This is a genomic window from Solibacillus silvestris, assembly GCF_051967575.1.
GTDB lineage: Bacteria > Bacillota > Bacilli > Bacillales_A > Planococcaceae > Solibacillus > Solibacillus silvestris_B.
In genome coordinates this window covers 1-1,659 of sequence record NZ_JBQCJW010000077.1, presented here as the reverse complement: position 1 = coordinate 1,659, position 1,659 = coordinate 1, and the positions used below count along the sequence as shown (strand labels likewise).

The following is a 1,659-nucleotide window of genomic DNA, read 5'->3' as shown; positions in this document are numbered from 1 at the left end:
CCTAGATTATTCATACCCAATTACAAAATCCCCCAGAAAAGTCGTGACAACGGCTTTTCAGGGGGATTCTCTTTTTCACTTAAAAGATGAAAAAAGAATCCGTTTCTGTTAAGGTTATTGCGACTAAACACCAACCTCTAGAAAGGATTCTTCTAATGGCTACTTTAACGCAAAAACCCCTGCATTTCAACCGTTCGATTCAACTATCTTCCGATGGCGGTGCACTTTCTTCGGATACGGGTGAACTGATTTTTCGTGAATTTGACGAAAAACTCGGTTTCTCGCAAACGATTGCCGAGCACCTCCAATTACGCGATGAACGCTCGTATTGGATACATTCAAATGAACAGCTTATGCGTCAGAAAATCTATCAGCTCATCGCAGGCTACCACGAAGATGACGCAGCGGATCAATTGACACATGACCCTATTTTTACGCAGGTTCTGGGAACACAAGCATTGGCGTCCCAGCCGTCTTTATCCCGATTTTTTCATCGTTTTGATGACCAGGCGATTGAACAGCTTCAAGCAGCTAATCAAGCATTACTTGATAAAGTACACCGTCTGCGAAAAACCGAAACGCTCTTAATTGACTTAGATTCGTCTCACGCCGATACGTATGGCCAGCAGGAAAACGCTTCCTATAACGCGCATTACGGTACAGTCGGCTTCCATCCACTGGTCGCGTTTGATGGACTAACGGGTGATTTTTTAAAAGCCAGATTGCGCTCTGGCAATGTGTATACATCCAATGGTACCGTTGATTTTTTACAGCCGTTACTTGCCCATTACAACGAAACATTCCCTGAAACGTCGACGCTTGTGCGTGGGGACAGCGGCTTTGCGGTGCCTGGTTTGTATGAACTGTGCGAAAAAGAATCGGTGTACTACATCATTCGTTTAAAATCGAATGCGAAACTCCAGGCACTTGCGGGAGAACTTCATCCAGTATCTGAAATTCGGGATGTGACCAAAACAGAGCGTTATGTGGAGGAATCCGTTTATCAGGCGAATTCCTGGTCCAAAGAGCGTCGCATCATCATTCAGTCCACACGTCCGGCGGGTGAACTCTTCTTTTCACATGCCTTTTTCGTCACGAGTTTAGGGGATGCTTTTTCGCCTTCCGCCATTGTTCAGTCTTATCAGAAACGTGGCACGATGGAAAATTTCATTAAAGAAGCGAAAGACGGCTTTGGGTTTGACCAAATGAAAAGCCATGATTTCACCGTCAACGAAGCACGGATGATGATCAGCCTGCTCGCCTATAATTTTACGAACTGGTTGCGGACATTCACGTTTCCGCCCGCTGCGAAGGGCATTCAGATTCAAACGATTCGCACACGCTTGATCAAAGTCGCCAGTAAGCTTGTAAAATCGGGCCGTTATCTGCACGTCAAATTATCGTCCAGTTTCGTGTACACACGCTTCTTTTCAGACGTACTGACCAGGGTGCAGCAGCTTTCTTTCAACTAGATAACCTTTTTAAAAATTCGAACCCGCATCAAGGGGGAGGTCTGCCCAAAAATCGATGAAACATCGATTTTTGGGTGCTAACTACAACCTCGCCACGAGTTCTCTGCTCCAATTCCTAAAAAATTCAGCACCTTGGAAAAAATGAATAAAAACGGATTGGTTTTAGTGAGCTATGAATAATTCAGGT

General features: G+C 44.9%; 1 protein-coding gene. It reads left to right on the top strand.

Going from position 1 to position 1,659, the window contains the following annotated elements; all coding sequences use genetic code 11:
- The first annotated feature begins 155 nt into the window (after positions 1-155).
- A complete protein-coding gene (locus ACTHOQ_RS18815; protein WP_440497721.1) occupies positions 156-1,472 on the top strand; it encodes an IS1380 family transposase in 1,317 nt (438 codons plus the stop codon).
- Positions 1,473-1,659 lie beyond the last annotated feature (187 nt).

Coding starts and splice junctions, on each gene's coding strand:
- ACTHOQ_RS18815 (WP_440497721.1), top strand. CDS start 156: ATGGCTACTTTAACGCAAAAACCCCTGCATTTCAACCGTTCGATTCAA.